Here is a 26945-nt window from a genome sequence, read left to right as displayed (position 1 = left end):
GGAAGGCGCCGTCCACCGCGCGCTCGGGCGTGGGGATGTAGCTGTCCAGCGCCTCGGCCAGGCGCATGATGGCCTGCTCGCCCAGATCGCCCTTGTCGCCCTCGAGCGCCAGCTTGGCCGAGCCCTTGATGATGGGCGTGTCGTCGCCAGGGAAGTCGTACTTGCTCAGCAGCTCGCGCACTTCCATCTCCACCAGCTCGAGCAGCTCGGCGTCGTCGACCATGTCGCACTTGTTCAGGAAGACGATGATGTAGGGCACGCCCACCTGGCGCGCCAGCAGGATGTGCTCGCGCGTCTGGGGCATCGGGCCGTCCGCGGCCGAGCACACCAGAATGGCGCCGTCCATCTGGGCCGCACCCGTGATCATGTTCTTGACGTAGTCGGCGTGGCCCGGGCAGTCAACGTGCGCGTAGTGGCGATTGGCCGTCTCGTACTCGACGTGCGCGGTGTTGATCGTGATGCCGCGCGCCTTTTCTTCCGGAGCCGCGTCGATCTGGTCGTAGGCCTTGGCCGCGCCGCCGAACTTGCTCGCCAGCACCGTCGTGATCGCCGCCGTCAGCGTCGTCTTGCCGTGGTCCACGTGCCCGATCGTGCCAACGTTCACGTGCGGCTTGGTCCGCTCGAATTTTTCCTTAGCCATTTCTTCAGCTCCAAAAACGAAATTGCCGAAACACCCAATCAAGCAACTGGTGCCCATGGCGGGAATCGGACCCGCGACCTCTCCCTTACCAAGGGAGTGCTCTACCACTGAGCCACATGGGCCAAGGCGCCGGCGGCAAGGCCGTCGCCTGGAATACTTTCACCCACCACCGACAGGACATGGAGCGGGAGACGGGAATCGAACCCGCGTCATCAGCTTGGAAGGCTGGGGTTCTACCATTGAACTACTCCCGCCCGGGCTGGCATGCCACATCGGTCGCGCTTTGGTGGAGGAGGCTGGATTCGAACCAGCGTAGGCGTAAGCCAACAGATTTACAGTCTGCCCCCTTTAGCCACTCGGGCACCCCTCCGTAGCGCAGCCGACGATTATGCCATGGAAATATGGCCGCCGCCCAGTGACCCCGGATGGGACTTCACCACTGGATCGGCGCGGCGCCCTGGCTGGCCAGCCAGGCGTTGACGGCGCCGAAATGCCCGCACCCCAGAAAAGGCACCGGACCGCGCCGGGCCGACAAGGGTGACGGGTGGTTGGCCTGCAGCAGGTGGTGCCGGGCATCGATCAAGGCCGCTTTCTTCTGGGCGTGCCCTCCCCACAACAAGAAGGCCTTCGGGTCCATTGATGCCCCCACGTGGCGGATTATGGCGTCAGTGAGCACTTCCCAACCGCGACCAGCATGGCTGGCTGGAGCACCGTCCTCGACCGTTAGGCTGGTGTTGAGCAGCAGCACACCTTGCTCGGCCCAGCCGACCAGGGAGCCGTTCAGGGGCGGCGGCAGGCCCAGGTCGTGCTGGCGCTCCAGGAAGATATTGCGCAGGCTCGGCGGCCATTTCACGCCCGGGGCGACAGAAAAGGCCAGGCCCTCCGCCTGGCCCGGGCCGTGGTATGGGTCCTGCCCCAAGATCACCACGCGCACCGCATCGGGCGGGGTAAACGCGAGCGCGCGCAGCGGCTCAGGCGGGTAGATGGTGGCGCCGGCGGCCAGCCGCGCGCGCAGAAAGGCCGAGAGCGCCTCGCCGGCCGGCGAGGCGGCGAAGGCGTCCACCACGGGCGCCCAGCCGGGCGCGACCGGCCAGTGGGCGAAGTCGGCGTTGTGCAGCCTCATGCAAACAGCTCGGCCAGCGCCAGGCCCGGCTCCGGCGCCCGCATGAAGGCTTCGCCGACCAGGAAGGCGTTCACGCCCGCCGCGCGCATGGTCTGCACGTCGGCGCGCGAGAGGATGCCCGACTCGGTGATCAGCAGCTTATCGGCGGGCACCTCGGGCAACAGGCCGAGCGTGGTCTGCAGCGACACCTCGAAGGTCTTTAGGTTGCGGTTGTTGATGCCCAGCAGCGGCGTGCGGAGCTTGAGCGCGCGGTGCAGCTCCTCGCGGTCGTGCACTTCGACGAGCACGGCCATGTCCAGCCCCATCGCGATGGCCTCGAGCTCGGCCATGCGCGCGTCGTCCAGGCAGGCCGCGATGAGCAGGATGGCGTCGGCGCCCATGGCGCGCGCTTCGTAGACCTGGTACGGGTCGACCATGAAGTCCTTGCGCAGAACGGGCAGCGCGCAGCTCGCGCGCGCCTGCTTGAGGTAGTCGGCCGAGCCCTGGAAAAACTGGCGGTCGGTCAGCACCGACAGGCAGGCCGCGCCGATGGCGCCATCGCCTTCGGCGTAGCTCTGTGCGATGTCGGCCGGGATGAAGTCTTCGCGCAGCACGCCCTTGCTGGGGCTGGCTTTCTTGACCTCGGCGATCACCGCGGCCTGGCCGGCGGCGACCTTGGTGCGCAAGGCGCCGACGAAGTCGCGCGTGAGCACGCGGCTTTCGGCATCGGCGCGCATGGCCTCCAGCGGCCTTTTCTTCTTCGCGGCCGCCACCTCCTGGTGCTTGACCGCCACGATCTTGTCGAGGATGTCGCTCATGCCCGCCCCTTCACGCGGCCGCGAAGGCCTTGAGCTGCTCGAGCTTGGCCAGCGCCGCGCCCGAATCCAGCGTGCGCCGCGCCAGCGCGATGCCCGCCTCCACGTCCGCCACCACGTTGGCCGCGTACAGCGCCACGCCCGCATTGAGCACCACGATCTCGCTCGCGGCCTTGAAGGCCGGGTCGTCGCGGCGCTCGAGCACGCCCAGCAGCATGGCCCGCGAGGCCTCCGGCGTCTCCACGCGCAGCGCGCGGTTGCTGGCCATGGTCAGGCCGAAGTCCTCGGGATGGATCTCGTATTCCACGATCTCGCCGTTCTTGAGCTCGCCGACCATGGTGGCCGCGCCCAGAGACACCTCATCCATGCCGTCGCGGCCATAGACCACCACCGCGTGCTCGGCGCCCAGGCGCTGCAGCGCGCGCACCTGAATGCCTACGAGGTCGGGGTGGAACACGCCCATCAGGATGTTCGGCGCCGACGCCGGGTTGGTGAGCGGGCCCAGGATGTTGAAGATGGTCTTGATGCCAAGTTCGCGCCGCACCGGTCCGACGTTCTTCATCGCCGGGTGGTGGTTGGGCGCGAACATGAAGCCCACGCCCACCTGTTCGATGCAGCGCGCGATCTGCTCGGGCGTGAGGTTGATGTTGACGCCCAGGCTTTCCAGCACGTCGGCGCTGCCACTCTTGCTGGAGACGCTGCGCCCGCCGTGCTTGCTGACGCGCGCGCCGGCGGCGGCGGCCACGAACATGCTGCAGGTGGAGATGTTGAAGGTGTGCGAGCCGTCGCCGCCCGTGCCGACGATGTCGACCAGGTGGGTCTTGTCGGCCACGTGCACCTTGGTGGAGAACTCGCGCATCACCTGCGCGGCGGCGGTGATCTCGCCGATGGTTTCCTTCTTCACGCGCAGGCCGGTGATGAGCGCGGCCATCATCACCGGCGACATCTCGCCGCTCATGATGAGCCGCATGAGGTGCAGCATCTCGTCGTGGAAGATCTCGCGGTGCTCGATGGTGCGCTGCAGTGCCTCTTGCGGCGTGATGTGGTGGATGCGTTGCATGTGGCGTCTCCTCAGGCGCGGGAAGAAGGGTGGTCGGTGAAGGCCAGGCGCAGGCCGAAGCCGATGAACAGAGCGCCCGCGGCGCGGTCCATCCAGCCCATGGCGCGCTGCAGCGTGTGCAGGCGCCGCGCGGCCCAGGCGGCCAGCCAGGCGTAGCCCAGGTTGATGGGCAGGGAGTTGAGGTTGAACAGCACGCCCAGCAGCAGGAAGCTCAACGCCGGGTGCGCCGCGTCGGGCCGGATGAACTGCGGCACGAAGGCCAGGAAGAACAGCGCGACCTTGGGGTTGAGCACGTTGGTCAGGAAACCGCGGCGCCACACCGCCCACAGGTCGGTCTCGGGCGGCGGGCCATCGGCCAGGTTCAGGCGGCCGGAGCGCGAGAACAGCAGCTTCACGCCCATCCACAGCAGATAGGCCGCGCCGATCCACTTGACCACCGTGAAGGCCGTGGCCGAGGTGGCGAGCAGTGCGCTCAGGCCGGCGGCGGCCGCGAACACGTGAACGAAACAGCCGCCGACGATGCCCAGCGCGGCCACCATGCCGGCGCGCGCGCCGCCGCGCAGGCCGTGGCTCACGATGTAGAGCACGTCCGGCCCGGGCGTGAGGTTGAGCAGCCAGCCGGCCGCGACGAACAGGAGCAATTGCGGCAGGTCGGGCATGGCTTCGCTCCGGTTCAGTAAACCGCGGTGCCGCTCGGGCGCGGCGCCTGGCCCGAAGGGGCCTGGCCGAAGAAGCCGCGCACGGCGGCCAGCGCCCGCTCGATGCCCGCCGCGTCCACGCCCAGGTGGGTCACGAAGCGCAGGCCGATCAGGCCGGTGGCCAGCACGCCCTGGCGCTCCAGGTGGGCGAGCAGGTCGGGGCCGCGGCCGTTCGCGACGTCGACGAAGACGATGTTGGTCTGCGCCGAGCGCACCGTGAGGCCTTCGATGGCCGCCAGGCCCTGCGCCAGCCGCTGCGCGAGCGCGTGGTCGTCGGCGAGGCGGTTCACGTGGTGGTCCAGCGCGTGCGAAGCCGCCGCCGCGAGCAGGCCCGCCTGGCGCAGGCCACCGCCCACCATCTTGCGCCAGCGGCGCGCGCGCTCGATCAGCTCGCGCGGCCCGCACAGCGCCGAGCCCACGGGCGCGCCCAGGCCCTTGCTGAAGCACACCGAGACGCTATCGAAGCGGCCGGTGATGGCGCGCAGCGCCGCGACCACGTCGCCGCCCGGTCCGGCGTCGGCCACCGCCGCGTTGAACACGCGCGCGCCGTCGAGGTGCAGGGCCAGCCCGTGGTCGCGCGCCAGCTCGGCCATCTCGTCCAGATAGGCCGCCGGCATGGGGTGCCCGTTCCAGGTGTTCTCCAGGCACAGCAGCCGCGTGCGCGCGAAGTGCGGGTCGTCCGGCTTGATGGCGGCCCGCACGTCGGCCGGGTTCATGAGGCCTTGCGGGTCCTGCGCCAGCGGCTGCGGCTGGATGCTGCCCAGCACCGCCGCGCCGCCGCCCTCGTAGCGGTAGGTGTGCGCGTTCTGGCCCACGATGTACTCGTCGCCGCGGCCGCAGTGGGCCATCATCCCGCACAGGTTGCTCTGTGTGCCGCTGCTCATGAACAGCGCGGCCTCCTTGCCGGTGAGCGCGGCGATCTTCTCCTGCAGCGCGTTGACCGAGGGGTCGTCGCCGAACACGTCGTCGCCCAGGGGCGCGGCCATCATGGCCTCGCGCATGGCGGGCGTGGGCTGCGTGACGGTGTCGCTGCGGAGATCGACGGTGTTCATGGCGCTTGCTCCAGGAAGTTCTTGAGCATCGCGTGCCCATGCTCGGTGAGGATGCTCTCGGGGTGGAACTGCACGCCCTCGATCGCCAGCGTGCGGTGCTTCACGCCCATGATCTCGCCGTCGTCGGTCCAGGCCGTGACCTCGAGCTCGGCCGGGCAGTCCTCGCGGCGGATCGCCAGCGAGTGGTAGCGGTTGACGGTGAAGCGTTCGGGCAGGCCGGCGAACACGCCGCGCTGGGTGGTGCTGATCTCGCTGGTCTTGCCATGCATCAGTTCCTTGGCCCGCACGATGGTGCCGCCGAAGGCCGCGCCGATGCTCTGGTGTCCCAGGCACACGCCCAGGATGGGCAGGCGGCCCGCGAAGTGGCGGATGGCGGGCACCGAGATGCCGGCCTCGGCCGGCGAGCAGGGGCCGGGCGAGATCACCAGCCGGTCCATGCGACCGCCGTCGAGCCGCGCCTGCAGCTCATCGAGCGTGACCTCGTCGTTGCGCACCACCTCGACCTCGGCGCCCAGCTCGCCCAGGTACTGCACGATGTTGAAGGTGAAGGAGTCGTAGTTGTCCACCATCAGGACACGAAAGCCCCCACGCTCCCCCGCTGGGCGGGGGTCGCCGCCCCCCAAGGGGGCTTGAACGCCTTGGGACGGCCCGGCGTCGTTCATGATCGCGCTCATTCCAGCCCCTCCTCCACCAGTTCGGCGGCGCGCAGCAGCGCGCGCGCCTTGTGTTCGGTTTCTCTCCACTCCATCTCGGGCACCGAGTCGGCAACCACGCCGGCCGCGGCCTGCACGTACAGCACCTGGTCCTTGACGATGGCGGTGCGGATGGCGATGGCCACGTCCATGTCGCCGGCGTAGCTGAGGTAGCCGCAGGCGCCGCCGTAGATGCCGCGCTTGACCGGCTCCAGCTGATCGATGAGTTCCATGGCATGCACCTTGGGCGCGCCCGTGAGCGTGCCGGCCGGGAACGTGGCCTTGAGCACGTCCATGTTGGTCATGCCCTCGTTCAGGATGCCCTCGACGTTGCTCACGATGTGCATGACGTGGCTGTAGCGCTCCACCGCGAAGGCCTCGGTGACCTTGACGCTGCCGGTCTTGGCGATGCGACCGATGTCGTTGCGCGCCAGGTCGATCAGCATGACGTGTTCGGCGCGCTCCTTGGGATCGCTGACCAGTTCGGTTTCGGTGGCCTTGTCCTTCTCGGGCGTGGCGCCGCGCGGGCGCGTGCCGGCCAGGGGGCGGATGGTGATCTTCTGGCCGTCCTCGGTGTGCTCCTGGCGCACCAGGATCTCGGGGCTCGCCCCCACCACCTGGAAGTCACCGAAGTGGTAGTAGTACATGTAAGGCGAGGGATTGAGTGAGCGCAGCGCGCGGTAGAGCGACAGCGGCGACTCGGTGTATCGCTTCTGGATGCGCTGGCCCACCTGCACCTGCATGAAGTCGCCCGCCGCGATGAGGCCCTTGGCGCGCTCCACCGCCGCCAGGTAGTCGGCCTTGGCGAAGCCGCGCTCGGCCGGGTGGTGCTGGGTGGGCTTGACCTGCGGCGCGCTCACCGAGTACTTGAGCGCTTCCTTCAGTTCGCGCAGGCGCTTCTTGGCGCCGCTGTAGGCCTCGGGCTGGCCCGGGTCGGCGTAGACGATGAGGTAGAGCTTGCCCGAGAGGTTGTCGATGACCGCCAGTTCCTCGCACTGCAGCAGCAGGATGTCGGGGCAGCCCAGGGTGTCGGGCGGGCATCCGGCTTCCAGCTTCTTCTCGACGTAGCGCACCGCGTCGTAGCCGAAGTAGCCAGCCAGGCCGCCGCAAAAGCGCGGCAGGCCGGGGCGCAGCGCCACCTTGAAGCGCTGCTGGTAGGCGGCGATGAAGTCCAGCGGGTTGCCGTGCGCAGTCTCGACCACCTCGCCGTCGCGCACCACCTCGGTTTTGGCCGCAGCGCCGAAGCCGCTGGCGCGCAGCAGGGTGCGCGCGGGCAGGCCGATGAAGCTGTAGCGCCCGAAGCGCTCGCCGCCCACCACCGACTCGAGCAGGAAGCTGTGGCGGCCATCGCCACGGCCGTGGGCCAGCTTGAGGTAGAGGGAGAGCGGCGTTTCGAGGTCGGCAAAGGCCTCGAGCATCAGCGGGATGCGGTTGTAGCCCTGCTGGGCCAGGCTCTTGAATTCCAGTTCGGTGATCATGTTCGTTCCATCCGTCCGGGGCCGCCGCGAAGCGGTGGGGGGTGGCGGCCGGGGGGTTCCATCGGTCCGGCAGGCGGGCTGCCGGGAGGCGCTGCGGGGAGCGGCGGCGCTCAGGCGCCCGGCCGGTCCCCGCGGGGGGAGGGGTGCACGTTCAGGCTGGCTTGCGCCAGGGCCAGGCTCCCCCGCCGAAGAGGCGCGGCAGCGAGCCGTGGGTGAGCGTGCAGGGACGAAACATGGTGAGCGCACTATATCAAAGCCCCGCGACGGGCCCATAGAGCGTGCGGCGGATCACGCCGCCAAGCTTTCGTTCTAGAGCCTTACCCGCTGGACCGGGGCCGACGGCGCGGGGACAATTCCAAAAATCGAACGACCGTTCACTTTTTGGGATGCACCCGATGCGGACCCTTCCCTGGCGCGCGCTGGCCCTGGCCGGCGCCCTGTTCTGCAGCGGCTTCGCGGCCTGGGCCGCCACCGTCGACGTGGCCGGCGTGCCGCTGGAAGACCGCATCACCGTGGCCGGCAAGCCCCTGGTGCTCAATGGCGCGGGCGTGCGCTACAAGGCGGTGTTCCAGGTCTACACGGCGGGCCTGTACCTCACGGCCAAGGCCGACACGCCCGAAAGCGTGCTGGCCAGCATGGGCCCCAAGCGCATCGGCATCACCATGCTGCGCGACATCGACGCGGCCGAGCTGGGCAAGCTGTTCTCGCGCGGCATGGAGGACAACATGGACCGCGCGGCCTTCTCCAAGCTCATCCCCGGCGTGATGCGCATGAGCCAGATCTTCGCCACCCACAAGAAGCTCAACAAGGGCGACACCTTCACCGTGGACTGGGTGCCGGGCACGGGCGCGGTGCTGACCGTGCGCGGGCAGATCGAGGGCGAGCCCTTCAAGGAGCCGGAGTTCTTCGACGCGCTGCTGCGCATCTGGCTCGGCCCCAAGCCGGCCGACTGGCAACTCAAGGACGCGCTGTTGGGCAAAGCCCGCACCGGCAACCGCCCATAACGGGCTGAGCGCCGGCCATCCCCCGAAACGGCCTCGCCGCGCGACGGGCGGCGGCATCCTGGGTACGGTACGGGGTTTCCTTCGTTCCACCCCGTCACCGAGACCCATGCGCCGCCGTCACGTCCTCCAAGCCGCCGCCATTGGCGCCGTCCCGCTGATCGCGCGGGCCCAGGAATCCAGCGACCTGGTCGTCGCCCACATCGGCCCGTTCACCGTGCTGCCGGCGCCGGACGCCAAGGAGCTGCACGAAGGGGCCTCGGCCGCCTTCAACGACCTCAACGGCAAGGGCGGCATCGCCGGCCGCAAGGTGGAGCTGCTGCGGCTGGACGACACCTACACCTTCGACGGCTTCAAGGCCCGCCTGGCCGAGGCCATGCCGCGCAAGCCCCTGGCCTTGCTGACGCCCCTGGGCTCGGCCACGCTCAAGCAGATGCTGGACAGCAAGCTGCTGGACAGCACGGACCTCGTGGTCATCAACGCCGTGCCCGGCGCCGCCGTGCTGCGCGACCCCGGCCACCCCAAGCTGTTCCACATCCGCGCCGGCGACGACCAGCAGATCCGCAAGATCGTGTCGCATGCGCGCGCGCTGAACGTGCAGTCCATGGGCGTGCTGTACCAGAACATCCCGATCGGCTCGTCCGGCCTGGCCTCGGCCAAGGCGGCCGCGCAGGGCACGGGGCTGGAGATCATCGGCGCCGAGTCGGGCACGGAGCTGGCCGACATCACCAAGGCCGCGCAGGCCATCGCCTCGCGCAACCCGCATTCGGCCATGGTCATCGGCTCGCCCAAGTTCATGGGCCAGAGCATCGCCGCGCTGCGCGCGGCGGGCGTCTCGCAGCAGCTGTTCTCGCTGTCCTACCTGCCGGCACCGGCGCTCAAGGCCCTGGCCGGCGCGGGCGCGCGCGGCGTGGGCATCGCCCAGACCTTCCCCAACCCGAACGGCGTGACCTCGCCGCTGCAGCGCGCCTTCCGCGCGGCGATGCAGCGCTCGCACCCCGAGGTGAAGACCTACACCCCGTTCCACCTCGAAGGTTATGTGACGGCCCAGGTCTTCTCCGAGGCCGCGCGCCGCGCCCGCCCGCTCACCCCCACCGGCCTGGCCGAGGCCCTGCGCCGCATGGGCGAACTCGACCTCGGCGGCTTCCGCGTGGATTTCAGCAAGGGCAACGAGGGCAGCCAGTGGGTCGACATCGGCGTGGCCACCGCCGAGGGCCGGCTGCTCTACTGATCTAGGGCAGCAGGTGCGCCGGCAGCTCGTCGAGCCGGTCGAGGTAGGCGTCGGCGTCCACGTCGCGCACCGGCTCGCCGTGGTTGTAGCCGTAGCTCACCAGCACCACCGGGCAGCCCGCCGCACGCGCGGCCAGGGCGTCGTTCTGCGAATCGCCCACCATCAGCGTGCGCGCGGGCGCCACCGCCAGCGCACGGCAGGTTTCGATCAAGGGCAGCGGGTCGGGCTTGCTGCGCGCAAAGCTGTCGCCGCCGAAGACCTGCGCGAAGAACGGCGCCAGGCCCTTGGCGTGCAGCAGATCGCGCGCGAAGGCCAGCGGCTTGTTGGTGACGCAGGCCAGCGCCAGGCCGCGCCCGCGCAGGGCCTGCAGGCCCTCCACCACGCCGGGGTAGACGGTGCTGTGCGCGCCGTTGGCGACGGCGTAGTGCCGCTGGTAGCTGGCCCAGGCCTCGTCCAGCCGCGCCTGCGCGCCGGCCTCGTCCAGCCCACCGTGCCGCAGCGCGGCGCGGATCAGGTGCATCGAGCCCTTGCCCACCATGCGCTGAATGTCGGCGCGGGCCACGGCCGGGCGGCCGAGCTCGCGCAGGGTGGCGTTGAGCGCGGCGTCGAAGTCGCCGAGGGTGTCGACCATCGTGCCGTCGAGGTCGACGATCAGTGCCCCCACGCTCCACCGCTGCGCGGATGGCTGCCCCTCGGGGGGGCCGGCTGGGCTGGGGAGCGGCCCGGCGCCCGGCCGCGCGCGGATACCGCGCATCACGCCAGCGCGGCCCGCATCTGCTCGATCACGGCCCGGTAGTCGGGCTTGCCGAAGATCGCGCTGCCGGCCACGAAGGTGTCGGCGCCGGCGTCGGCCACGCGCCGGATGTTGTCGGGCTTGATGCCGCCGTCCACCTCCAGGCGGATGTCCTTGCCGCTGGCCTCGATGCGCCGGCGCGCGTCCTCGACCTTGCGCAGTGCCGAGTCGATGAAGCCCTGGCCGCCGAAACCGGGGTTGACGCTCATGATCAGGATCAGGTCGATGTCGTCGATCAGCCAGTCCAGCACGTCCAGCGAGGCCGCGGGGTTGAAGGTGAGCCCGGCCTTGACGCCGCGCGCCTTGATGGCCTGCACGCTGCGGTGGGCGTGGATGCTCGCATCGGGGTGGAAGCTGATGAGGTCGGCGCCGGCGTCGGCGAAGGCCTGGGCCAGCGCGTCCACCGGCTGCACCATCAGGTGCACGTCGATGGGCACCGGTGTGCCGTCGGGCGTCTTCGCGTGCGGCTTGAGGGCCTGGCACACCATGGGCCCGAAGGTGAGGTTGGGCACGTAGTGGTTGTCCATCACGTCGAAGTGGATCCAGTCGGCGCCAGCGGCGACCACCTGGCGCACCTCCTCGCCCAGGCGGGCGAAGTCGGCGGAGAGGATGGAGGGGGCGATGCGGTACGTGGTCATGGCGGGCGTTGGGCGGCGGAATCGGAACCCGTCATTGTCTCAGGCCTCCCGCCGGGCCGCCTCCCAGGGAGGCCTGCGCCCCCATGGGGGGCAGCGACGACACGAAGTGCGCAGCGTGGGGGCTCTGCCCCGGCGGCGCGCGCGGCCCACAGGTAACATGCCGCCCATGCCCAAGTACCTCTTCACCTGCGAGGCCGAGCCTCAGTACCTGAGCGAGCAGTCCGCGCCCGAGGAAGAGCTCTACGCCTTCGCGTACACCATCACCATCACCAACCACGGCGAGGCGCCCGCGCAGCTCATCTCGCGGCACTGGATCATCGAGGACGCGCACGGCCACACCGAAGAGGTGAAGGGCCTGGGCGTGGTGGGGCACCAGCCGCTGCTGCGCCCGGGCGAGTCCTTCCAGTACACCAGCGGCACCCGCCTGCGCACGCCCACCGGCGCCATGCGCGGCAGCTTCTTCTGCGTGGCCGAGGACGGCGAGCGCTTCGAGGCCGCGGTGCCCGAGTTCGAACTGCGCGCGGGCGGCGCCGGTGGCGCGCAGGCCACGCGCGTGCTGCACTGAAGCCCCCCACGCCCCCGGCCCGCATGGACCTGCAACAGCTCCTCGACACGATGGCGCCCGAGGCGCCGCTGGCGCAGCGCCACCTCTGGCTGGCCGACGCGCTGGCCTGGGTGCGTGGCGACGCCATCGACGTGGCCGCCGCCCTCTCGCGCGTGCGCCTGTTCGTCGGCGCGCTGGAGGCCGACCCGGCGCTGCGCGAGCGCTGGCACGCCTGGCTGCGCGCCTTCGTGGCCGGCGTCGACATCACCCCGCTGCTGGCCGACTTCGGCTTCGCGCCGCGCACCGCCTTCCTGAGCGAACTCGGCCACCGCCTGCGCCGCAAGCTGCTGCCCGGCACGCCCGAGACGCGCGACCTGGCCGAGCTGTTCTCGCTGCTGCTGCCCTCGCCCTTCGACGTGCGCTGGATCAAGGCGCTGGACACGGCCACGCTGGAGCGGCTGGCCGCGCTCACGCCCGAGCGCGGCACCGATGTGTGGAATCAGTCGCTGCTGGACGCGCTGACCTTCTGCACCAGCCAGGTCAGCGCCACCGGCTTCGCCTCCGAGATCCGCATCCGCATGTCGGCCGAGGCGCAGGCCGAGCGCCCCTTCCACGAACTGCCCGGCGTGTTCGAGGCGCTGCGCCGCGAGTTGCGCGTGCACGGCCCGCGCAGCGCCGAGGCCGAGCAGGCCGCCGAGCGCCTGCGCGGCCAGCTCGACGCCTGCCGGCACGCGGCCTACACCGTCTACCAGCACCTGGAAGAGCACGGCGTATCGGTGGGCATCGTGTTCCGCCTGCGCCAGCTGCGCGAGCGCATCGTGCGCATCAAGCAGCTGCTGGACTGCCTGCTGGCCGCCCAGCCCGGCCGCGCCAACGCCGCCCTGCTGGCCGACCTGGTGCAGGTCGGCATCGAGAACCGCAGCGTGCGCGCCCTCATCGCCGCCAGCTCGCACCTCACGGCCGCCAAGGTGGCCGAGCGCAGCGCCGAAAGTGGCGAGCACTACATCACCCGCAACGCCGCCGAGTACAAGGAAATGCTGGGCAAGGCCGCGGGCGGCGGCTTCGTGCTGGGCTTCACCACCTGGATCAAGTTCGCGCTCTACGGCGTGGGGCTGTCGGCCTTCTGGGGCGGCTTCGCGGCCGGCTTCAACTACGCGGCCTGCTTCGTGCTGATCATGCTGCTGCAATGGACGGTGGCGACCAAGCAGCCCGCCGTGACCGCGCCGGCCATGGTGGCCAAGCTGCGCGACATCAAGGCCACGGGCGCGGTGCGCCGCTTCGTCGACGAGGTGGCCAACCTGTTCCGCTCGCAGATCGCGGCCATCCTGGGCAACGTCGGCATGGTGGTGCCCACGGTGCTGCTGATCAGCTCGCTGCTGTGGTTCCTGGGCGGCGAGGCCATGATCGACGCCGACAAGGCCCGCCACGTGCTGCACGAGCTGCGCCTGCTCGGCCCCACCGCGCTGTTCGCCGCCTTCACCGGCGTGCTGCTGTTCGCCAGCAGCATCATCGCGGGCTGGGTGGAGAACTGGTTCGTCTTCCACAAGCTGGACTCCGCCATCGCCCACAACCCGCGCTTCACGCGTGTGCTGGGCCGCACGCGCGCCGCGCGCTGGGCCGGCTTCGCGCGCGCCAACGTTTCGGGCCTGGCGGCCAACGTGTCGCTGGGCTTCATGCTGGGCCTGGTGCCGGTGTTCGCGCAGTTCTTCGGCCTGGGCCTGGACGTGCGCCACGTCACCCTCTCGGCCGGCCAACTGGCGGCCGCCGGCTTCTCGCTGGGCCTGGAGGTGCTGCGCGAACCGGCCTTCTGGTGGGCCGTGGCGGGCGTGCTGGTGGTCGGCCCGCTCAACCTCACGGTGAGCTTCTACCTGGCCTTCCGCCTGGCGCTGCGCGCGCAGGCCATCAGCACCGGCAACCGCCAGCTGATCCGCCAAGCCATGCGCCGGCGCCTGCGCTCCGCGCCGCTGAGCTTCCTGCTGCCGCCGCGCGAGCGCCCGGGCCCGGACGACGAAGCCGCCGAGCCTTCCGCGCATGGGTGAGTTCGAGCTGATCGCGCGCCACTTCGCGCGCGCCGCGCCGGCCGGCGGCCCCGTGGTGCTGGGCGTGGGCGACGACTGCGCCCTGCTGCAGCCCACGCCCGGCCACCAGCTCGCCGTCAGCACCGACATGCTGGTCGAAGGCCGCCACTTCTTCGCCGGCGCCGAGCCCGAGGCCCTGGGCCACAAGGCGCTGGCGGTCAACCTGTCGGACCTGGCCGCCATGGGCGCGCGCCCACTGGGCTTCACGCTGGCGCTGGCCCTGCCGGCGGCCGACGAGGCCTGGCTCGCGCCCTTCGCGCGCGGCCTGTTCGCGCTGGCCGACGCGCACCACTGCCCGCTGGTGGGCGGCGACACCACGCGCGGCCCGCTCACGCTCAGCCTCACCGTGTTCGGCGAGGTGCGGCCCGGGCGCGCGCTGCGCCGCGACGCCGCGCGGGCGGGCGACGAGCTCTGGCTCAGCGGGCGCACCGGCGAGGCCCGCCTGGCCCTGGCCCTGCGGCGCGGCGAGACCTGGGCGCGCGGCGAGCTGGCCGCGGTGCAGGACCGCATGGACCGCCCCACGCCGCGCCTGGCGCTGGGCCAGGCCCTGGCCGCCACCGAGGGCGTGCGCGCCGCGCTGGACCTCAGCGACGGCCTGCTCGGCGACCTCGACCACATCCTGCAGGCCAGCGGCCTGGGCGCGGAGATCGATGCTGCCGCGCTGCCAGTGGCACCGGCCTTGCGCGATCTGGATGAGGCGCACCGCCTGGACTGCCTGCTCGCCGGCGGCGACGATTACGAGCTGCTGTTCACCGCCGACCCTTCGGCCCACGCGGCCGTGCTGGCGGCAGGCGCCGGTGCCGGCGTGGCGGTCACGCGCATCGGGCGCCTGCGGGCAGCGCCGGGGTGGCGGGTGCTCGATGCGCAGGGCCGCGACCTGGCCATCCGCGCGCGCGGCTTCGACCATTTCGCCGACGCCTGAGCGCCGGCGCCGGCGTGGGGTCTGTCACGCCCGCGTCAGACAGTGTCGAATCGGCCCAACAGCGCGCCCCCGCGGCCCGCGCAAACGCGCCGATGTCGCCTACGATCCGCCCGCCGCGCGACCGCCCCGACCGAAAGCCGTTCAGAGCCATTCACCGGTCCGCGCCAGGAGGAGACACCCGTGCCCGCCAGCACCCGGCGCCCCCGCGCCCTGCCGACCCTTGCCGCCGGCCTCGTATGCACCGGCTGCGCCAGCGTCCTCACTGAGCCCGTCTCCCCCTTGCGCGTGGAGACGGCGCGACGCGCACGCTGCCCCTCTCCCGTTGTTCCCCAACCCCAAGGCCTTGCCATGACATTCACCCTGCCTCGCCTGTCGTCCCTCGTGCTCGTGCTGCTGGCGGCCCTGCTGTACGGCTGCGCCATCCAGGCCCCCGCCTACTCACCCAGCGCCGACGCCGTCGAGCGGGCGCGCAACAGCGGCATCCAGCCGGCCACGGTGGGCAGCTTCACCATCAAGCCCGGCGCCACCGGTGCCGAGAGCATCAGCCTGCGCGGCAACACGATGGCCTCGCCCGTGGGCGGCAACTACGCCGCCTACCTCGCCGAGGCCCTGCGGACCGAGTTGCGGCTCGCGGGAAAGCTTGACCCCCAGTCCCGGCTTGAAATCAGCGGTCGGCTGCTGGGCAACGACATCGCGGCCGGCGGCTTTTCGACCAACAGCGGCTACATCGAAGCCAGCTTCGTCGTGAAGCACGCGGGGCAGACGCGCTACGAGGCCGTCAAGCGCGCCGACGCGAGCTGGGACTCGTCCTTCGTCGGCGCCATCGCCATCCCACGCGCGCAACAGCAATACCCGGTGCTGGTGCAGCAACTGATCGGCACGCTGTGGGCCGATCCCCTGTTCGTTGCGGCCCTGAAGTAAAGGACTTTCGACCATGCGATCCCGTCTGCTGGCCCTTGCCACCCTCGCCCTTGCGCTCGTGCTCGGGGGCTGCGCCCACCCCATCCAGCTCGTGCCCGAGCCCACCCAGCTCGTCGGACAAGGGGGTGCGAACAAGATCGACCGCCCCGTGGTCCTCATGGTCACGGACGCACAGCTGTCGCAGGAGGTGGTCTCGCCGGGCGGCGGCGGCGACAAGGTCAGCTACAAGCCCTACAAGGACCTGCAGACCGGCATGTACATCGTGCTGGGCGAGGTGTTCACCACCACCCGCCTGGCCAACGGCCCTCAGGATCCGCGCATCGGCACCGACCCCGCCACCATCGTCGTCACGCCGACCATCACCACAACCTCCTACTCGCCGAGCCTGTTCACCTGGCCGCCGACGATCTTCACGATCTCGCTCGAATTCGCGTTCCGCGACACCAGCGGCGCGCGCACCCTGACCACCGTTCGTGTGCAGGGTGAAGGCCGCGCGGAGTTCGACGAATTCAAAAGCGATTTCTCGCTGTCGTCCAAACGCGCCGCCCAGGACGTGCTCGCGCGCATGATCAAAGCCATTCAGGAGCAGGGCGACGCGCTGCGCCGCTGGAGCACGGCCGCCCGTTCGGGCGACGGCGCGGCACCGCATTGAGGTCGCGTCCCGGCGGGCCCGAAGGCCGCTTCACGCCTCCGGCGTGAAGCCGATCTGCTGGACCAGGCGGGCCCAGAAGGCCGACTCCTCGCGCAGCAGCGTGGCCAGCTGCGCCGGGCTGTTGGGGAAGGGCTCCATGTACAGCGAGGCCAGCCCGTCGACCACGTCGGGCGCGGCCAGCGCCTGGCGCACCCCGGCGTTGAGGCGCTGCACGGTGTCGGCCGGCGCGGCGGCGGGCAGGTAGAAGCCGAACCAGCCCAGGTACTTCAGGTCGGCGATGCCCTGCTCCGCCAGCGTGGGCGTGTCGGGCGTGAAGCGGCCGCGCTGCGGGCCGCTGGTGGCCAGCAGCCGGCACTTGCCAGCCTTCACGTTGGACATGAACTCGCCGGTGGGGCCGACCACGGCGGCGATCTGGCCACCGATGAGGTCGGTGATGGCGGGCTGCGAGCCACGAAAGGCCACGTGGCGCAGATCCGCCTGGCCGGTCTTGCCCAGCGAGGCGCCGATGAAGTGGGCCGCTGAGCCCGTACCGGCCGAGCCGAAATTGGCGCTGGCCGGGTGGGCCCGGCACCAGGCCAGGAACTCGGGCACGCTCTTCACGCTGACCGGTACCTGGGGGCCGACCGCCAGCGCGTAGTCGAAGGCCGCCGCGGCCGACACGGGCACCACGTCGCGCACCGGGTCGTAGGGCAGGCGGCGGAAGGTGTGCGGGTGCAGGCCCAGGGGCGAGGCGGGGGTCAGCAGCACCGTGGCGCCGTCGGGTGCGGCGTTCTTCACCGCCTGCACGGCGATTTGCCCGCCCGCGCCGGTGCGGTTCTCGACGACCACCGCCTTCGCGTAACCCGGGTGCAGCTTCTCGGCGACGCGGCGCCCCACGAGGTCGATGGTGCCGCCCGGCGCGAAGCCGATCAGGATCTTGGCCGTCTCCGGCGTCGGGGTCTGGGCCTGCAGGGACGGCAGCCAGGCGGCCATCGCCAACCCTGTGGCGCTGGCCTGGCAGAAACGGCGGCGTGAAACGCTCATGGGGATGTCTCCTTTTTGTCGTGGTGGTGGGGGAAATGGAAGCCGCTCAAAGGTCGAGCACCAGCCCGGGCGTGCGCGAACGCGACACGCAGACCAGCAGGCGGCGCAGCCCGGGCCGCTCGGACTCGGGATAGACGTAGTCGCGGTGCTCGGGCTCGCCCTCGCACACGGCGGTCTCGCAGGTGCCGCACAGGCCCTCGCGGCAAGAGAAAGGAATCGACAGGCCGTTGGCCTCCAGCACCTCCAGGATGCTGCGCTCGGGCGGCACGTGAAAGCGCCGCTGGCTGCGCCGCAGCTCGACCCAGAAGCCCCCCGCCGCGGCGTCGGGCTCGAACCGCTGCGGCGCGGCGAACCACTCGAAGTGCCGCGCCGCCGCCGGCACCGCCCCGGGCGCGTCGCGCACGGCCTCCATCAGCGGGGCCGGGCCGCAGCAGTAGATGTGCGTGCCGGCACCGGCCTCGGCCACCAGGCGCGCCGCCGGCAGCGGGCCGCCGGCCTCGTCGTCGCAGTGCCATTGCACCTTGCCACCGAAGGGTGCGAGGTCCTCGTAGAAGGCCAGCCGCGAGCGGTTGCGCGCCGCGTACACCAGGCGCCAGGGCCGACCCGCGGCCTCGCACCAGCGGACCATGGACAGGATGGGCGTGATGCCGATACCGCCCGCGATGAACAGGTAGCGCGGCGCATCGGGCACCAGCGGAAAGTGGTTGACGGGCGCGCCGCAGCGCAGCGCCATGCCGGGCCGCAACTCGGTGTGCACGCAGGCCGAGCCGCCGCGCCCGGGCGCGGCGCGCCCGACGCCGATCACGTAGCGGTGCCGCTCGCGCGCGTCGTTGGCCAGCGAGTACTGGCGCACCAGGCCGTTGGGCAGGTGCACGTCGAGGTGCGCGCCGGGCTCGAACACCGGCAGGTCGCCGCCCCGCGGGTCCACCAGCTCGAGCCGCAGCACGTCGCGCGCCTCGGCGCCCATGTCGGCGATGCGCAGGCTCAGCTCGCCCGGCGCCTGGGCCATCGCGGGGCCCTTCGCCGCGTCCACCACCGGCCCCGTCACGCGGGCTGTCCCGCACCCGCGGCCGGGGCGGCCATCCGCACGGCCACCGCGCTCTCGGCGGCGCGTTCCTCGGCCACCAGCTTGTCGAAGGTCCAGCGGAAGTGCGACAGCGGCGCGTCGGCCGCGACGGCCAGCATGCGAAAGCCCGGGTCCGCGTCCAGCACCTTCTGCTGCGCCTCGATGAGGTGCTTGTCCTCCATGAAGCCTTCGATCAGGCTCTGGTGCAGCGAGCGCGAGACATTGGCGTCCTCACCCTCGAAGTTGTTCAGGTAGGTCCAGAAGAAGTGCGTGGTGCGCCGGGTCTCCGGCGTCATGAACTGGCAGTTGCGATACTCGCGGCTGCCCTCCCGGTTGCCGGTTTCCGAGCCGCTGCCGGCCGGCGAGAACATGGACTCCAGGAAGAAGATGCCCGGCACGTGCATGTGGCCGATGTTGCGGCGGTCGACCGGCAGGTCCTTCTCGGCGGCGGGCAGCACCTTGCGGTGGAACGGGGGCGGCGCCGCGTTCATGTGCCAGCGCTCCACCCGGAAGCCGCGCGGCAGGCGCTCGATGGCCACCGGCTTGGTCACGTAGGCGTACTCCTCCGAGCCGCCCAGGGTCTTGGTGTGCACGAAAGCCAGGTGCGCGAAGTCGCTGAGGTTGTCGACGATGAGCAGCCAGTTGGCCTCGTAGTGCAGGTAGTCGGGCACCCCTTTCCATTGCGGGTCGCGCAGGTAGGGGAAGTCGATGATGTCGCCGGGGTCGGCCTGGGCCGGGTCGCCCATCCAGATCCAGACCAGGTGGTCGCGCAGCACCACGGGGTAGCTCTTGACGCCCAGCTTGGGTGGCACCACCTCCTGGCCGGGGATCTGGATGCACTTGCCCGAGGCGTCGAACTTCAGGCCGTGGTACATGCAACGCACGCAGTCGCCCTCGCGGCGACCCAGGTGCAGCGGAACGCCGCGGTGGCAGCAGCGGTCCTGCAGCGCCACCACCTTGCCGCTTTCGGACTGGTAGAGCAGCACCGCTTCTTCCAGGATGGTGCGCGCCAGCATCTTGCCGTCGATCAATTCGTGGTCCCAGGCGGCCACGTACCAGCAGTTCTTCAGGAACACCCTGTCTCTCCATGCACCAGCGGTGCGTCATGCGTTGTCGATGGGTGAGAATCCTAGGCAGCGGGCGGCTGGCGATAAACAGGCTGCCCTGGCTTCTGTGTTCGCGAACCTGAACAATGCATTGGGAAGATTTCGACGCTTTCTGCCAGGTCGTGGACCACGGCGGATTCACGGCCGCGGCGCGGGCCACCGACCGCCCCAAGTCCAGCCTCAGCGCCTCGGTGACGCGGCTGGAGGCGCAGATCGGCGCGCGGCTGCTGGAGCGCACCACGCGCCAGCTGCGCCTCACCGATGAAGGCGAGGCGCTCTACCGAGAGATTGCCAAACCGCTGGCCCAGCTGCGCGAGTTCGCCGCCGAGGCCGTCACCAAGAGCTCGCAGGTGCAGGGCACCCTGCGCGTGGCCGCGCCCTACGAGTTCGGCGCGCACCACCTGGCCAGCGTGTCCTGCGCGGTGATGAAGGCGCACCCCGAACTCAAGGTCCACCTCGACGTGGAGCACGCACGCGTGGCGCTGTTCGAGCGCCACTACGACATCGTGTTCTCCGCCATCGAACACAGCTTCGCGCCCGCCACCGTGGTGACGCGGCGCGTGTACTCGCTGGAGCGCGGCCTCTTCGCTTCGCCCGAGCTGGTGCGCGAGCACCCCGCGCTGAAGTCGCCGCAGGACCTCAACGACCTGCCTCTGCTGGCCGGCAACGACGACGCCCTCTGGAGCTTCCAGGGGCCCGGCGGCGAGCCGGTGCAGGTGGACATGCGCACCCCGCGCATGCGCAGCGGCAACGCCAGCCTGCGCCTGGCCAGCGCCAAGGCCGGGCTCGGCGTGGCGCGCATCACGGCCACCTTCTGCGAACAGGCCGTTGCCAGCGGCGCGCTGGTGCGCCTGCTGCCCGAATGGACCTGCGAGCCGCTGCGCATCTACGCCCTGCTGCCCGGCCGGCGGCTGGTGCCGTCCAAGGTGCGGGTCTTCCTGGACGCGCTGGAAGACGAAGCGCGCGGCAGCGCGGGCTGAACCGCCTGGACGCGCCGCCCACCTATCATCGACCGATGCCCTCCGACGCCCCCGCCCGCCCGACCTGGCGCTTCCTCTTCGCCCACCCCGCCCACTTCATCGCCCTGGGCGCGGGCGCGGGCCTGTCGCGGCTGGCACCGGGCACCTCGGGCACGCTGTGGGCCTGGGTCGTCTGGCTGGTGCTGGAACCCCTGCTGCCGCACAGCAGCTGGGGCCTGCTGCTCGCCGCGGCCACGCTGCTGGGCTGGTGGGCCTGCACCGTCACCGCGCGGCACCTGGGCGTGGCCGATTCGGGCCACATCGTGTGGGACGAGGTGGTGGCCTTCTGGCTCGTGCTCTGGCTGATCGCGCCCGCCGGTTTCTGGGCGCAGCTCGTGGCCTTCGCGCTGTTCCGCTTCTTCGACGCCGTGAAGCTGGGCCCCATGGCCTGGGCCGACCAAGCCTTCAAGGGCTTCGGCCCGCGCGGCGGTTTCGGCATCCTGCTCGACGACTTCGCGGCCGCGCTGTGCACGCTGCTGGTCATCGCGCTCTGGCGCTTCTGAGCATGGACGCCGCGACGCTCGACCTCGTCACCGCACTGGCCGCCCGCCTGCGCGCGCGCGGCGCCATGATGGCCAGCGCCGAAAGCTGCACCGGTGGCCTGATCGCCGCCGCGTGCACCGAACTCAGCGGCTCCAGCGACTGGTTCGAGCGCGGCTTCGTCACCTACTCCAACGCCGCCAAGACCGACTCGCTGGGCGTGCCCGCCGCGCTCATCGCCGCGCACGGCGCGGTGAGCGAGCCCGTGGCGCGCGCCATGGCCGCGGGCGCGGTGGCCCATTCGGCGGCGCGCTGCGCGCTCGCGGTCACCGGCGTCGCCGGTCCCACGGGCGGCAGCGCGGACAAGCCCGTGGGCACCGTGTGGTTCGGCTGGTGCACGCCGGCCGGCGTGGCCAGCGAGCACCGCCGCTTCGACGGCGACCGCGCCGCCGTGCGCGCGCAGGCCGTGCGGCACGCCCTGGCCGGCCTGCTGCAGCGGCTGGATTGACACCCCCAGGACCCGCGCATGGCCGAAGCCTTCAAGCTGCTCATCAACCCCGACACCGTGGCGCACACCGCGCGCCACCTGCGCCGCGCCTGGCGCGGCTTCGACGCCGAGCGCTTCTCGGCCATCGCGCTCGATGGCCAGGATGGCCTGGAGTTCAAGGCCCGCGCGCACCGCCTGGCCGACGCGCTGCAGGCCACCCTGCCCACCGACTTCGACCGCGCCTGCGGCGTGCTGGAGGCCGCGCTCGCGCCGCCGCTGGCGCTGGACACCGACGGCGAGCCCGTGGGACTGCAAGGCTTGCCACCGCAGGGCGTGGGCGGCTGGGCGCTGTGGGGCGCGGGCGAATGGGTGGCGCGCGCCGGCCTGGACGAGCCCGAGCGCGCCCTGCTCTGCCTGCGTGAGCTCACGCAGCGCTTCACGGCCGAGTTCGCCATCCGCCCCTTCATCGCGCAGCGCCCCGGGCTCGTGTTCCCGCTGCTGTCGCGCTGGACCGGCGACGCCAGCGCCCACGTGCGCCGGCTGGTGAGCGAAGGCAGCCGCCCGCGCCTGCCCTGGGGCCTGCGCCTGCAGGCCCTGGTGGCCGACCCCGCGCCCACGCTGCCGCTGCTGCGCGCGCTGCAGAACGACACCAGCGCCTATGTGCGCCGCAGCGTGGCCAACCACCTCAACGACATCGCCAAGGACCACCCCGAACGCGTGGCCGACTGGGTGCGCGAGCACCGCGTGGGCGCCGATGCGGCGCGCGAGGCCCTGCTGCGCCACGCCAGCCGCGGGCTCATCAAGGCCGGCCACGCGCCCACGCTCGCCGCCTGGGGCCTGAGCCATGGCTTCGACGGCGAGGCCACGCTGCGCATCGCCCCCGCGGCGGTGGCGGTGGGCGGCCAGGTGCGCCTGCAGGCCCGGCTGCGTTCGCTCGCGCGCGGCCCGCAGACCCTGGTGGTCGACTACGCGGTGCACCACGTCAAGGCCAATGGGTCGGCGTCGCCCAAGGTTTTCAAGGGCTGGAAGATCGAGCTCGCGCCCGGCGAATCGCGTGAGCTCGACAAGGCGCATTCGCTGCGCGAGGTGACGACGCGCCGACTCTACCCAGGCCGCCACCGCGTCGAGTTGCGGGTGAACGGCGTGGGCGTGGCCGAGGCGGCCTTCGATCTGCGGTCCTGAGCCGGCCCGGGGCCATGGCGCCCCCTCGAAAGGGGCGATGGACGCCCCGTCGTCATACCCCCCTCCTATACTGGCCGGCCGACCAACGACCTCAGGAGACCGCCATGGGATTCTTCAGCACCATCCTCGACAAGCTCGGACTGTCCACCGCCCAGGCCGCCACGCCGCCCGCCGCCGCGCCAGCGCCCGCCCCGGTGGCGGCGCCCAGCCCGGCCCCGGCCGCCGCCGCGCCCGCGCCGGCCGTGGTCAACCCCATCGCGATGGTGGACGTGGTCGCCCAGATGGAAAAGCGCGCGGCGGCCAACCCGCAGAAGCTCAACTGGCGCACCTCCATCGTCGACCTGCTCAAGCTGCTCGACATGGACAGCAGCCTGCAGGCGCGCAAGGAACTGGCCAAGGAGCTCTACTGCCCCGACGAGTTCATGAACGACTCGGCCAAGATGAACGTCTGGCTGCACAAGAACGTGCTCGCCCACATCGCCGCCAACGGCGGCAACGTGCCCAAGGAACTGCTCGACTGAGCATGATCCGCGTCCACCACCTCAACCACTCGCGCTCGCAGCGCGTGCTCTGGCTCCTGGAGGAGCTGGGCCTGCCCTACGAGATCGTGCGCTACGAGCGCGACCCCAAGACCCTGCTCGCGCCGCCCGAGCTCAAGCGGGTGCACCCGCTGGGCAAGTCACCGGTGGTGGTGGATGGCGCGCTGGTGCTGGCCGAATCGGGCGCGATCCTGGAAACCCTGGTGGAGCGCCACGGGCCGCGGCTGCGGCCCGAGCCCGGCACGCCGGAGTTCCTGCGCTACCGCTACTGGATGCACTACGCCGAAGGCTCGTTGATGCCGCCGCTGCTGCTCAAGCTGGTGTTCGACCGGGTGGAGAAGGCGCCGCTGCTCGTGCGGCCGGTGGCCAAGGCCATCTCGGCGATGGTGAAGGCGCGCTTCATCACGCCCAACCTCACGCAGCACCTGGACTTCCTGGAAGCCGAGCTGGCCGGCAGCCCCTGGTTCGCCGGCCAGTCCTTCAGCGCCGCCGACGTGCAGATGAGCTTTCCGGTGGAGGCCGCCACCGCGCGCGGCGGGCTCAACGCCTCACGCCCGCGCCTGATGGACTGGCTGCGCCGCATCCACGACCGTCCGGCCTACCGCCGCGCGATCGACAAGGGCGGACCGTTCGAGGTCCTGGGCTGACACGGCCGCACGGGTCCTTGCGGCCCCGCTCGCCGCGGGCCTCAGGCCCCGTGGCACTTCTTGTACTTCTTGCCGCTGCCGCAGGGGCAAGGGTCGTTGCGACCGGGCGTGGCGGCCTGGCGCACCGGCTCGCTGCGCGGGCCCAGGCTGGCCCAGATGCGGCGCAGCTCGTAGACGGCCCAGATGGCGGCGTCCAGTTCGTCCAGGCGGGCCTGGCTCACGCTGGGCGGCGCCTCTTCCTCGTGCAGGTTCAGCTCGGGCGTGCCGCGGTCGTCTTCGGCCACGGCGGCGATGGTGTCGAGCGCGTCGTGGATCCAGCCGGCGGTTTCCTTGTCGCGCGGCGGTACCCAATCGTCTTCCCAGAGTTCCACCACGGCCAGGAAGCCCTCAGCCCAGGCCTGGCCGAACGCGGGCAGGGGTTCGCCGTCGGTGTTGGGCCGCTCGGCCTCGGGCATGGCGGCCACGGCACCGCGCAGGTCCACCAGCTCGGGGTGGTAGCTGCGCTCGTCCGCCAGGCTGTTCACGTCGGCCAGCAGGGCGGCGCGCACCTCGGCCTCGCGGCGGGCCCACAGCACCATGAAACGCTCGTAACGGTCGGTGCTGGGAAAGTGGGTGCCGTCGCCGTGCGGCACCGTGGGCAGCGGGCCGGTGCCCAGCAGCGCGGGCATCCATTCGCTCGCCTCGATGGGCCGGCGGGTGCAGATCAGGGCGGCCATGGCGCCTTCCAGGAATTCCCAGGGCGGCACCGCGTCGTCGCGCGAGGCGAGGTCGACGAGGATGGCGTCGAGTTCGTCGAAATCGCTGGCTTGCAGGGGGCTGTCGCTGTCGGGGGTCATCGGGAGGCGCTCGGGCGGGAAAGGGCCGCCAGTGTAGTGCCGCCCACCGCGCCGCCGGGCGCGGCGCGGGCCCCGTGGGGGGCGCCCTCACGCCGTGTCAGTGGTGCGTCTGGCCCGACGGGTCCACCGTGCCCATGGCCAGCGAGGCCAGCGCGCTGGGCGTCGGCGGCCGCTCCGCCGGCTCCAGGTGCGTGGCGGGCGCAGGGGCCTCGTACACGCTGCGCCAGGCGTTCTGCAGGGTTTGCCACACGCTGGGGGCGACCGTCATCGAATCGGGCTCGTCCATCATGATCGGGAACATGGCGACATCCTTCGCGGCAGGCCCTGGGACACCGACCCCGCGTCGCCTGCCTGGGCGCGTGCGGTGTGGGGATTCAAGTCATTGTTCGCTTGTTCAAAACACGCCCCAATAATGCAGACGCAGGATTTTTCCCCCTTCGACCAGACGACGAACGCCGATGCTTGACCGACTCAACGCTCTCTATCCCGTGCGCTACACGGCCCTGGGCCTGTGCGCCTTCGTCGCCCTGCTGAGCCTGTTCGCCCTGGTCGCCTTCGGCGTCGGCGGCGTCTGGTTCCTGCTGTTCGGCGCGCTCACGCTGGTGGGCCTGTGGGACCTGCGCCAGACGCGCAGCTCGGTGCTGCGCAACTACCCGGTGATCGGTCACCTGCGCTTCATGCTGGAGTTCGTGCGGCCCGAGATCCGCCAGTACTTTCTGGAAAGCGACACCGAGGCCCAACCCTTCTCGCGTGCGCAGCGCAGCCTGGTGTATGCGCGCGCCAAGGGCGAGACCGACAAGCGCCCCTTCGGCAGCCAGCTCGACATGCTGAGCAACGGCCACGAGTGGATCAACCACTCGATCGCGCCGACCAGCCTGCCCACCCACGATTTCCGCGTGCGCATCGGCGGGCCCGACTGCACCCAGCCCTACGAGGCCAGCGTGTTCAACATCTCGGCCATGAGCTTCGGCGCGCTCTCGGCCAACGCCATCCAGGCCCTCAACGCGGGCGCGCAGCGCGGCGGCTTCGCGCACGACACGGGCGAGGGCTCCATCTCCGCCTGGCACCGCCTGCACGGCGGCGACCTGATCTGGGAGATCGGTTCGGGCTATTTCGGCTGCCGCGACGACGAGGGCCGCTTCAGCGAGGAGCGCTTCAGCGCGAACGCGCTCGACCCGCAGGTGAAGATGGTGGAGATCAAGCTGAGCCAGGGCGCCAAGCCCGGCCACGGCGGCGTGCTGCCGGGCGCCAAGGTGACGGCCGAGATCGCCGCCGCGCGCGGCGTGCCCGAGGCGGTGGATTGCATCTCGCCGGCCGCGCACAGCGCCTTTTCCACGCCGCTGGAGCTGATGGCCTTCATCCAGAAGCTGCGCGCGCTCTCTGGCGGCAAGCCGGTGGGCTTCAAGCTGTGCATCGGCCACCCCTGGGAGTGGTTCGCGATCGTCAAGGCCATGCGTCAGAGCGGCGTCACGCCCGATTTCATCGTGGTCGACGGCGCCGAGGGCGGCACCGGCGCGGCGCCGCTGGAGTTCACCGACCACGTCGGCGCGCCGCTGCAGGAGGGCCTTCGCCTGGTGCACAACACCCTGGTGGGCGTGAACCTGCGCGATCGCATCCGCATCGGCTGCGCGGGCAAGGTGGTGAGCGCCTTCGACATCGCGCGCGCGCTGGCCATCGGCGCCGACTGGTGCAACAGCGCGCGCGGCTTCATGTTCGCGCTGGGCTGCCTGCAGGCGCAGACCTGCCACACCGGCCATTGCCCCACGGGCGTGAGCACGCAGGACCCGGTGCGCCAGCAGGCCTTGGTGGTGCCCGACAAGGCCGAGCGGGTGTGGCGCTTCCACCAGAACACGCTCAAGGCCTTGAAGGAGCTGGTTCAGGCCGCCGGCCTGCAGCACCCGGGCGAGATCAGCGCGCACCACCTGGTGCGCCGCGTGAGCGACAACGAGGTGCGCCTGCTGGCCCACCTGCTGCCCACCACCTCGCCGGGTGCGCTGCTGGACGACGACGCGCAAGGGGAGCACGCGGTGTTCACCACCTGGTGGCGGCGGGCGCGGGCCGACACCTTCGCTCAGGCTTGAGCCGGCTGGTCTGCCTCCACGGCCGGCTTCGCACCGGCGGCCTTGCGCTGATGGCTGCACGCGGCAGTTTCTCTGGGTGACTTCGCTCGCCGGCTTCGCTCGCCGGCTTCGCGCTGACGGCTTCGCGCTGACGGCTTCGCGCTGACGGCTTCGCGCTGACGG

The 26945-nt window shown here is 71.3% G+C and carries 29 protein-coding genes and 3 tRNA genes; 14 read left to right on the top strand and 18 right to left on the bottom strand.

Features of this window, described 5'->3' with window-relative positions; genetic code table 11:
- The 11 genes from BGO22_RS01095 to trpE form a co-directional block, all read right to left on the bottom strand.
- A partial coding sequence (locus tag BGO22_RS01095) for a GTP-binding protein (protein ID WP_286848397.1) occupies positions 1-640 on the bottom strand: 640 nt, incomplete at its 3' end.
- A gap of 47 nt (positions 641-687) precedes the next feature.
- A tRNA-Thr gene (locus BGO22_RS01090) sits at positions 688-762 on the bottom strand.
- 58 nt (positions 763-820) lie between these two features.
- A tRNA-Gly gene (locus BGO22_RS01085) sits at positions 821-894 on the bottom strand.
- Between the two features lie 30 nt (positions 895-924).
- A tRNA-Tyr gene (locus BGO22_RS01080) sits at positions 925-1010 on the bottom strand.
- Positions 1011-1073: 63 nt separating this feature from the next.
- Complete coding sequence (locus BGO22_RS01075) at positions 1074-1763, bottom strand: uracil-DNA glycosylase (RefSeq protein WP_286848396.1); 690 nt, start codon at positions 1761-1763, stop codon at positions 1074-1076.
- A complete protein-coding gene (gene trpC, locus BGO22_RS01070; RefSeq protein WP_286848394.1) occupies positions 1760-2560 on the bottom strand; it encodes an indole-3-glycerol phosphate synthase TrpC in 801 nt (266 codons plus the stop codon). Before trpC ends, BGO22_RS01075 begins: the two co-directional genes overlap by 4 nt.
- Before the next feature lie 10 nt (positions 2561-2570).
- Positions 2571-3617, bottom strand: a complete 1047-nt coding sequence (trpD, locus tag BGO22_RS01065; RefSeq protein WP_070400311.1) for an anthranilate phosphoribosyltransferase — start codon at positions 3615-3617, stop codon at positions 2571-2573.
- Between the two features lie 11 nt (positions 3618-3628).
- Positions 3629-4276, bottom strand: coding sequence for a LysE family translocator (locus BGO22_RS01060; RefSeq protein WP_286848393.1), 648 nt, complete (start codon positions 4274-4276; stop codon positions 3629-3631).
- 14 nt (positions 4277-4290) lie between these two features.
- Complete coding sequence (gene ltaE, locus BGO22_RS01055; RefSeq protein WP_070400309.1) at positions 4291-5367, bottom strand: low-specificity L-threonine aldolase; 1077 nt, start codon at positions 5365-5367, stop codon at positions 4291-4293.
- Positions 5364-5936, bottom strand: coding sequence for an anthranilate synthase component II (locus tag BGO22_RS01050; protein ID WP_070400308.1), 573 nt, complete (start codon positions 5934-5936; stop codon positions 5364-5366). The genes ltaE and BGO22_RS01050 overlap by 4 nt, the downstream gene beginning before the upstream one ends.
- 101 nt (positions 5937-6037) lie before the next feature.
- Positions 6038-7537: an anthranilate synthase component I gene (gene trpE, locus BGO22_RS01045; protein WP_204743916.1), complete on the bottom strand. Its 1500-nt coding sequence runs from the start codon at positions 7535-7537 to the stop codon at positions 6038-6040.
- 395 nt (positions 7538-7932) lie between these two features.
- Between trpE and BGO22_RS01040 the strand changes: the two genes are divergently transcribed.
- Together BGO22_RS01040 and BGO22_RS01035 are read left to right on the top strand one after the other, a co-directional pair.
- Positions 7933-8541 carry a chalcone isomerase family protein gene (locus BGO22_RS01040; RefSeq protein ID WP_070400306.1) on the top strand — a complete coding sequence of 203 codons (609 nt, stop codon included), beginning with the start codon at positions 7933-7935 and terminating at the stop codon, positions 8539-8541.
- Between the two features lie 106 nt (positions 8542-8647).
- Positions 8648-9769 (top strand): ABC transporter substrate-binding protein, encoded by a 1122-nt coding sequence (locus BGO22_RS01035; RefSeq protein WP_070400305.1) that lies wholly within the window; start codon positions 8648-8650, stop codon positions 9767-9769.
- A gap of 1 nt (position 9770) precedes the next feature.
- On the opposite strand, the gene BGO22_RS01030 is transcribed toward BGO22_RS01035, so the two are convergent.
- Positions 9771-10523 carry a phosphoglycolate phosphatase gene (locus BGO22_RS01030; RefSeq protein WP_502686419.1) on the bottom strand — a complete coding sequence of 251 codons (753 nt, stop codon included), beginning with the start codon at positions 10521-10523 and terminating at the stop codon, positions 9771-9773.
- Positions 10523-11200, bottom strand: coding sequence for a ribulose-phosphate 3-epimerase (gene rpe, locus BGO22_RS01025; RefSeq protein WP_286848388.1), 678 nt, complete (start codon positions 11198-11200; stop codon positions 10523-10525). The genes BGO22_RS01030 and rpe overlap by 1 nt, the downstream gene beginning before the upstream one ends.
- Positions 11201-11366: 166 nt before the next feature.
- Between rpe and apaG the strand changes: the two genes are divergently transcribed.
- The 5 genes from apaG to BGO22_RS01000 all read left to right on the top strand — a co-directional run bounded on the left by apaG (position 11367) and on the right by BGO22_RS01000 (position 16317).
- Complete coding sequence (apaG, locus tag BGO22_RS01020; RefSeq protein ID WP_070400333.1) at positions 11367-11765, top strand: Co2+/Mg2+ efflux facilitator ApaG/CorD; 399 nt, start codon at positions 11367-11369, stop codon at positions 11763-11765.
- 23 nt (positions 11766-11788) lie between these two features.
- On the top strand, positions 11789-13783 hold the full coding sequence (gene tlpB, locus BGO22_RS01015) for a transporter-like protein TlpB (RefSeq protein WP_286848386.1): 1995 nt from the start codon (positions 11789-11791) through the stop codon (positions 13781-13783).
- Positions 13776-14744 (top strand): thiamine-phosphate kinase, encoded by a 969-nt coding sequence (gene thiL, locus BGO22_RS01010; RefSeq protein WP_286848385.1) that lies wholly within the window; start codon positions 13776-13778, stop codon positions 14742-14744. Before tlpB ends, thiL begins: the two co-directional genes overlap by 8 nt.
- Positions 14745-15092: 348 nt before the next feature.
- Positions 15093-15665, top strand: a complete 573-nt coding sequence (locus BGO22_RS01005; protein WP_286848383.1) for a hypothetical protein — start codon at positions 15093-15095, stop codon at positions 15663-15665.
- A gap of 13 nt (positions 15666-15678) precedes the next feature.
- Positions 15679-16317, top strand: coding sequence for a hypothetical protein (locus BGO22_RS01000; RefSeq protein ID WP_286848381.1), 639 nt, complete (start codon positions 15679-15681; stop codon positions 16315-16317).
- A 30-nt stretch (positions 16318-16347) separates the two neighbouring features.
- On the opposite strand, the gene BGO22_RS00995 is transcribed toward BGO22_RS01000, so the two are convergent.
- Genes BGO22_RS00995 through BGO22_RS00985 form a run of 3 tightly spaced genes read right to left on the bottom strand, consistent with a single transcriptional unit; the run spans position 16348 to position 19482 of the window.
- Positions 16348-17340 carry a Bug family tripartite tricarboxylate transporter substrate binding protein gene (locus tag BGO22_RS00995; protein ID WP_286848379.1) on the bottom strand — a complete coding sequence of 331 codons (993 nt, stop codon included), beginning with the start codon at positions 17338-17340 and terminating at the stop codon, positions 16348-16350.
- A gap of 46 nt (positions 17341-17386) precedes the next feature.
- A complete protein-coding gene (locus tag BGO22_RS00990) occupies positions 17387-18349 on the bottom strand; it encodes a PDR/VanB family oxidoreductase (RefSeq protein WP_286848378.1) in 963 nt (320 codons plus the stop codon).
- A gap of 35 nt (positions 18350-18384) precedes the next feature.
- Positions 18385-19482: a Rieske 2Fe-2S domain-containing protein gene (locus BGO22_RS00985; protein WP_286848376.1), complete on the bottom strand. Its 1098-nt coding sequence runs from the start codon at positions 19480-19482 to the stop codon at positions 18385-18387.
- Between the two features lie 116 nt (positions 19483-19598).
- Between BGO22_RS00985 and BGO22_RS00980 the strand changes: the two genes are divergently transcribed.
- From BGO22_RS00980 to BGO22_RS00955, 6 genes are all read left to right on the top strand, one after another.
- Positions 19599-20492, top strand: coding sequence for a LysR family transcriptional regulator (locus BGO22_RS00980; protein ID WP_070400297.1), 894 nt, complete (start codon positions 19599-19601; stop codon positions 20490-20492).
- 35 nt (positions 20493-20527) lie between these two features.
- The gene (locus BGO22_RS00975; RefSeq protein WP_070400296.1) at positions 20528-21034 is read left to right on the top strand and encodes a phosphatidylglycerophosphatase A family protein; all 507 of its coding nucleotides are present in this window, start codon (positions 20528-20530) and stop codon (positions 21032-21034) included.
- Positions 21035-21036: 2 nt separating this feature from the next.
- Entirely contained in the window at positions 21037-21519 is a 483-nt protein-coding gene (locus BGO22_RS00970; protein ID WP_286848371.1) for a CinA family protein, read from the top strand.
- A gap of 18 nt (positions 21520-21537) precedes the next feature.
- Positions 21538-22680 carry a DNA alkylation repair protein gene (locus BGO22_RS00965; RefSeq protein WP_286848369.1) on the top strand — a complete coding sequence of 381 codons (1143 nt, stop codon included), beginning with the start codon at positions 21538-21540 and terminating at the stop codon, positions 22678-22680.
- A gap of 104 nt (positions 22681-22784) precedes the next feature.
- Positions 22785-23201 (top strand): DUF3597 domain-containing protein, encoded by a 417-nt coding sequence (locus BGO22_RS00960; RefSeq protein ID WP_070400293.1) that lies wholly within the window; start codon positions 22785-22787, stop codon positions 23199-23201.
- A 2-nt stretch (positions 23202-23203) separates the two neighbouring features.
- Positions 23204-23866, top strand: a complete 663-nt coding sequence (locus BGO22_RS00955) for a glutathione S-transferase (protein WP_204743907.1) — start codon at positions 23204-23206, stop codon at positions 23864-23866.
- Between the two features lie 41 nt (positions 23867-23907).
- On the opposite strand, the gene BGO22_RS00950 is transcribed toward BGO22_RS00955, so the two are convergent.
- On the bottom strand, positions 23908-24702 hold the full coding sequence (locus BGO22_RS00950; protein ID WP_204743906.1) for a UPF0149 family protein: 795 nt from the start codon (positions 24700-24702) through the stop codon (positions 23908-23910).
- A gap of 97 nt (positions 24703-24799) precedes the next feature.
- Positions 24800-25003: a hypothetical protein gene (locus BGO22_RS00945; RefSeq protein WP_070400291.1), complete on the bottom strand. Its 204-nt coding sequence runs from the start codon at positions 25001-25003 to the stop codon at positions 24800-24802.
- Between the two features lie 157 nt (positions 25004-25160).
- On the opposite strand from BGO22_RS00945, the gene BGO22_RS00940 reads away from it, so the two are divergent.
- Positions 25161-26783, top strand: a complete 1623-nt coding sequence (locus BGO22_RS00940) for an FMN-binding glutamate synthase family protein (protein ID WP_070400290.1) — start codon at positions 25161-25163, stop codon at positions 26781-26783.
- Positions 26784-26945: the final 162 nt, after the last annotated feature.

Origin of the sequence: Hydrogenophaga sp. 70-12, from assembly GCF_001897365.1 — a bacterium.
Classification (GTDB): Bacteria; Pseudomonadota; Gammaproteobacteria; order Burkholderiales; family Burkholderiaceae_C; genus Hydrogenophaga; species Hydrogenophaga borbori.
Note: the sequence above shows the minus strand (reverse complement) of the source record. Positions and strands in the feature narration are given on the sequence as shown.